The following is a 5,108-nucleotide window of genomic DNA, read 5'->3' on the forward strand; positions in this document are numbered from 1 at the left end:
CCGAGGAACTGGCCCAGCGGCTCCGCGACGAGCGCCTTGCCGCGGTCAGCCCTGCTCAGTAACCCCGGCCCCGCTAATAAACGAGAGCCTGCGCGCCGTCGCCCATGATCTCGGCGACGAAGGTCGCCGCGCCCGCGATCCGCACCCCGTCGATCATGTCCGAGGTCGTGATGTCCCGCCGGGCCGCGCACTGGCTGCACACGGTCACCGTGCCGAGGGCGAGCACCGAGGCCAGCAGGTCAGTCAGCGGCGCCGCGTGCGGCAGCGAGAAGTCCGCCGCGCGGCCGGGCACCGAGAACCAGGCGGCCTCGCCCGTCAGCCAGAGCGACACCTGCACACCGCTGGCCACCGCGGCCGCCGCCACGGTGAAGGCCTGGTTGCAGCGTTCCGGGTCGTCCTTGCCGGCCGTGGCCTTGATAACGAGAGTCCGCGCCACCCCTGAACTCTAGCCGGTCGGCGTGCCGCGCGGCACAAACCGGACGCCGCGCACTAGGCTCGCCTGCGTGAACGGCATGCTGAGCGCGGTCATCATGATTCTCGCCTACGCTGTGGTCGCCGTCGCGGCAGGCTACGCGGCGGTCAAGGTGATCAGGGGAGGACCGCATGACGGATAACGGCTCGCCGGAGGAACACCCGGCGATCGCGCCCCTGAGCTTCCTGCTGGGCAGGTGGGAGGGCGCCGGCGTGGGCGGCTACCCGACGATCGAGAGCTTCAGGTTCGGCCAGGAGATCGTCTTCAGCCACATCGGGAAGCCTTACCTGATCTACAACAGCCGCTCCTGGCGGCTTGACGACGACGGCAACAAGGTCGAGCCGCTGGCGAGCGAATCCGGCTTCTGGCGTCCGCAGCCAGACAACAAGATCGAGGTGCTGCTCGCGCACCCCACCGGCATCGTGGAGATTTACCTCGGCGAGGTCAGCGGGACCAGAATCGACCTGGCCACTGACGTAGTGGCCCGCACCGCGACGGCGAAGCAGGTCACCGCGGGCAAGCGGCTGTACGGGAAGATCGGCGACGACCTCGCGTACGCGTACGACATGGCCGCCGTCGGACAGGAACTCCAGCCCCACCTGTCGGCGCAGCTGAAGTGGGTCTGGACGGAATAGGCGGGGGTAGGCAGGGGGTCCGGGGGACTGGTCCCCCGGGAAAGACAAGGCAAAACCCCCGGGCGACTCCGCTTTCGCGGGACCGGCTGGACAAGGCCGGTCAGCCCGGGGGTCCGGTGTATGCCTTAGATTAGCCCGCCGCCGCCCAACAGGGCCGGGATCCGCTACGCGGACCCACTCGACGGGGGCGGCGGCTAGCTGACAGCCACCTCGCAAGTCCGATGACTATGCATACTTCGGACCACCTCCTTTCCGCGTAACTGCACGCTATGCCAGCCATGGCCGAGAGCGCAAGATAATTTCCGGCGCGGAACTAGACTCGAGATATGGACCAAGGGCCGCCGCGCAGCCGCACGTGGGACGAGGCGCTACGGTCCCGGGGATACCGGGTGACGCCGCAGCGTCAGCTCGTCCTCGAGGCCGTCGCGGAGCTCGGCCACGCGACCCCTGAAGAGATCGCGGCCAGCGTGCAGCAGACCGCGAGCGGGGTCAACATCTCCACGATCTACCGCACGCTCGAGCTGCTGGACAGCCTCGGCCTCGTCACCCACACGCACCTGAACCACGGCGCGCCGACGTATCACCTGGCCAGCGACGCGAACCACGTGCACCTGGTATGCCAGGATTGCGGCAAGGTCGACGAGGCCAGCCCGGACACCATCCGGCCGCTGGTCAGCGCGCTTGACGCCAGCCACGGGTTCGAGACGAACGTGACGCACCTGACCGTGTTCGGCCGGTGCGAAGACTGCAGGAGAAAGCGAGTCAATGCTTGACATCGAAGGCGCCGTCGAGGCGTCCTGGCCGGACGAGGGCGTCGCCGCTCACTACGGCGACCCGATGCGCGAGCAGCGCGCGATGGCCGAAGGCCAGGTCCTCGTCGACCGCTCCAACCGTGGCGTCGTCCGGATAACCGGCCAGGACCGGCTGACCTGGCTGCACAGCCTGACCAGCCAGCACCTGGAGCGGCTGGCGCCCGGCAGCACCGCGGAAGCGCTCATCCTGAGCCCGCAGGGCCACCTGGAGCACTACCTCACGCTGACCGACGACGGCACCGCCACCTGGGTGCACGTCGAGCCGGGCACCGCGCAGGCCCTGGTCGGCTACCTCGACTCGATGCGGTTCATGATGCGGGTCGAGGTCGAGGACTTGTCCGGGGAACTGGTGGTGCAGACGCTGGCGGGTCCCGTCCCTGCCGAAGGAGGATACGCGGCCAGAACGGACCCGGCCGACTCACCGGCCGCCCCGCTGCTCGCGGACGGTGTGGCGGCGGCAGTCATGACGGGCCCGTTCGGGATAGACGTGCTCGTCAAGCCGGAGGCGGCCGGAAAGCTCGGGACCACGGTCGCCGGGATGTGGGCGTTCGAGGCGGCGCGGATCGCGGGACGCGTGCCGCGGCCCGGGCTGGACACCGACCACAAGACGCTGCCGCACGAGGTCGGGCTGATCGAGACCGCCGTGCACCTGAACAAGGGCTGCTACCGCGGCCAGGAGACCGTGGCGCGGATCCACAACCTCGGTCACCCGCCGCGCCGGCTCGTCTTCCTGCACCTGGACGGCAGCGTGGACCAGCTGCCCGCGCACGGGTCGCCGGTGACGCTCGCCGACGGCACGCAGGTCGGATTCACCGGCTCCGCCGCCCGTCATTTCGAGCTCGGCCCGATCGGGCTCGGGCTCATCAAGCGGACCGTCCCTGTGGACGCGCCGCTGCTAGCAGACGGGATCGCCGCGGCGCAAGAGGTGATCGTCCCGCCGGACGCGGGCGCCAACGTGCGGCTGACGCTGCGGCGGGCCACGGTGCCGCCGCCTGCCGCTGGCCGCAAGCTGCTGTGACCGACTTGAGGAGGATGTAGTGCTGCGCCGGGCGCTGCTGGCGGTCGCCGCCAGCGAGCAGATCCGCAGGGTCGTGACGGCAACGCCGGCCACCCGCGCCGTCGTCGACAGGTACGTTGCGGGGGACAGCATCAGCGATGCGGTGCGGGTAGCCAGGTCGCTGCGCGCCGCCGGGCTGCTGGTCACGCTTGACTATCTGGGCGAGGACGCCACGGACTCGCGGCTGGCCGCCGATACCGCCACGCAGTATGTGCAGCTGCTCGGCAAGCTGGCCGCCGAGGGGCTCACCGAGGGCGGCGCGGTCGAGGTCTCGGTGAAGCCGACCGCCGTCGGCCTGCTGCTCGACGAACGCATGGCGAGCGACCACATCGAGCGGATCGCCATCGCGGCGCGCGAGGCGGGGACGACCGTGACGGTGGACGCGGAGGACCACAAGACGACCGACGCCGGGCTGCGGATCGCGACCGCGCTGCGGTCCAGGCTCCCGTTCGTCGGCAGCGTGGTGCAGGCGTCGCTGCGCCGCACCGAAGCGGACGTGCGGGAACTCGCGGCGCCAGGCGTGCGGGTGCGGCTGTGCAAGGGCGCCTACGCCGAACCGGTTTCCGAGGCGTTCCCCGGCCGGCACGACGTCGACAAGTCGTTCGCCAGGTGCCTGCGGATCCTGATGTCCGGGCCCGGGTACCCCATGATCGCCACCCACGATCCCCGGCTGATCGAGATCACCAGGTCGCTGGGGCTGCACCGGCCCCAGGACAGCTTCGAGCACCAGATGCTGTACGGGGTCAGGCCCGCGGAGCAGCGCCGGCTGGCGGAGACAGGCGCCCAGGTGCGGGTGTACGTGCCGTACGGCAGCGACTGGTACGGCTACCTGGTGCGGCGGCTGGCCGAGCGGCCGGCGAACCTGGCGTTCTTCCTGCGTTCGCTATGGTCGGTGTCATGATCGCGATACTTGGCGCGGGGAAGATGGGCGAGGCGCTGCTGTCCGGTCTGCTGCGCGCCGGGCGGCCCCCGTCGGACGTGGCCGTCGTGGTGCGCCGGGCGGATCGGGGCGAGGAGCTGTACGAGGCGTACGGGGTGCCGGTGCTCACCGCGGAGGAAGCCGCGAAGGACGCCAGCACGCTGGTGATCACGGTCAAGCCGCAGGACATGGCCAGGATGCTGGACGAGATCGCCCCGTTCGTCAGCGCGTCGCAGCTGGTCATCTCGGTAGCGGCGGGCATCACGACGTCGTTCATCGAGGGGCGCTTCCCCGTCGAGGTACCCGTGGTCCGGGTGATGTCCAACACGCCGGTGCTGGTGGACGAGGCGATGTCGGTGATCTCGGCCGGCTCGTACGCCTCCGAGCCGCACCTGCGGCGCACGGAGGAGCTGCTGCGCCCGGTCGGCAAGGTGCTGCGGATCCCCGAGTCGCAGCAAGACGCGGCGACGGCGCTGTCCGGCAGCGGACCCGCCTACGTGTATTACCTGGTGGAGGCCATGGTAGACGCGGGCATCCTGCTCGGCATGCCGCGCAGGACCGCGCTGGAGATGGTGACCCAGGCGGTGTACGGCGCGGCGACGATGCTGAAGGACTCCGGTGAGCACCCGGTGATCTTGCGCGAAGCGGTGACGTCACCGGGCGGCACGACGATCTCCGCGATCAGGGAGCTAGAGAAGCACGGGGTGCGCGCGGCGTTCCTCGCCGCGATCGAGGCGGCCCGCGACCGCGGCCGCGAACTCGGCGGCGCCTAGCAATGAGCGAGCTTGCGAGCGAATCGGTGAGTACTGTGCGTCCGCGAATGCGGACTCCGAGCGCCAGCGAGGTGGCCTCATGAGCGGACCGCTGGTGGTGGCGTGGGACGAGGCGCTCACGCACTACGACTTCGGGCCGGGGCATCCGCTGGCACCGGTGCGGGTGGCGTTGACGATGGACCTCGCCGCGGCACTCGGCGTGCTGGCGGCGCCGTCGGTGACGATGATCTCGCCGTCGCCCGCCACTGACGCCGAGCTCGAGACCGTGCACGACGAGGACTACGTGGCCGCGGTACGGCAGGCGGGCCGGACGCTGGCGCCCGACCTGCGGTTCGGGCTCGGCACGTCGGACGACCCGGTCTTCGAGGGCATGCACGAGGCGTCCGCGCTGGTCGCGGGCGCGACGCTGGCGGCGGCCAGGACGATATGGCCCGGGCGGC

Annotated in this window: 6 protein-coding genes and 1 pseudogene; 6 read left to right on the plus strand and 1 reads right to left on the minus strand. The window is 70.7% G+C overall.

What is annotated here, in order from left to right:
- Positions 1–73: 73 nt before the first annotated feature.
- Complete coding sequence (locus WA805_RS22285; protein ID WP_422273181.1) at positions 74–436, minus strand: DsrE family protein; 363 nt, start codon at positions 434–436, stop codon at positions 74–76.
- A gap of 167 nt (positions 437–603) precedes the next feature.
- Here WA805_RS22285 and WA805_RS22290 point away from each other — a divergent pair, with 167 nt between their 5' ends.
- The 6 genes and pseudogenes from WA805_RS22290 to WA805_RS22315 all read left to right on the plus strand — a co-directional run.
- Entirely contained in the window at positions 604–1,107 is a 504-nt protein-coding gene (locus WA805_RS22290) for an FABP family protein (RefSeq protein WP_422273183.1), read from the plus strand.
- Positions 1,108–1,433: 326 nt separating this feature from the next.
- Positions 1,434–1,880: a Fur family transcriptional regulator gene (locus WA805_RS22295; protein WP_422272780.1), complete on the plus strand. Its 447-nt coding sequence runs from the start codon at positions 1,434–1,436 to the stop codon at positions 1,878–1,880.
- Positions 1,873–2,937 carry a YgfZ/GcvT domain-containing protein gene (locus tag WA805_RS22300; protein ID WP_422286833.1) on the plus strand — a complete coding sequence of 355 codons (1,065 nt, stop codon included), beginning with the start codon at positions 1,873–1,875 and terminating at the stop codon, positions 2,935–2,937. The genes WA805_RS22295 and WA805_RS22300 overlap by 8 nt, the downstream gene beginning before the upstream one ends.
- Positions 2,938–2,956: 19 nt before the next feature.
- Entirely contained in the window at positions 2,957–3,877 is a 921-nt protein-coding gene (locus tag WA805_RS22305) for a proline dehydrogenase family protein (RefSeq protein WP_422323380.1), read from the plus strand.
- Complete coding sequence (proC, locus tag WA805_RS22310) at positions 3,874–4,668, plus strand: pyrroline-5-carboxylate reductase (protein ID WP_422272774.1); 795 nt, start codon at positions 3,874–3,876, stop codon at positions 4,666–4,668. The genes WA805_RS22305 and proC overlap by 4 nt, the downstream gene beginning before the upstream one ends.
- A gap of 79 nt (positions 4,669–4,747) precedes the next feature.
- Positions 4,748–5,108 (plus strand): annotated as a pseudogene (locus WA805_RS22315) (acetoin utilization protein AcuC); the annotation flags it as partial.

It is taken from the genome of Trebonia sp., from assembly GCF_049794275.1.
Taxonomy (GTDB): domain Bacteria; phylum Actinomycetota; class Actinomycetes; order Streptosporangiales; family Streptosporangiaceae; genus Trebonia.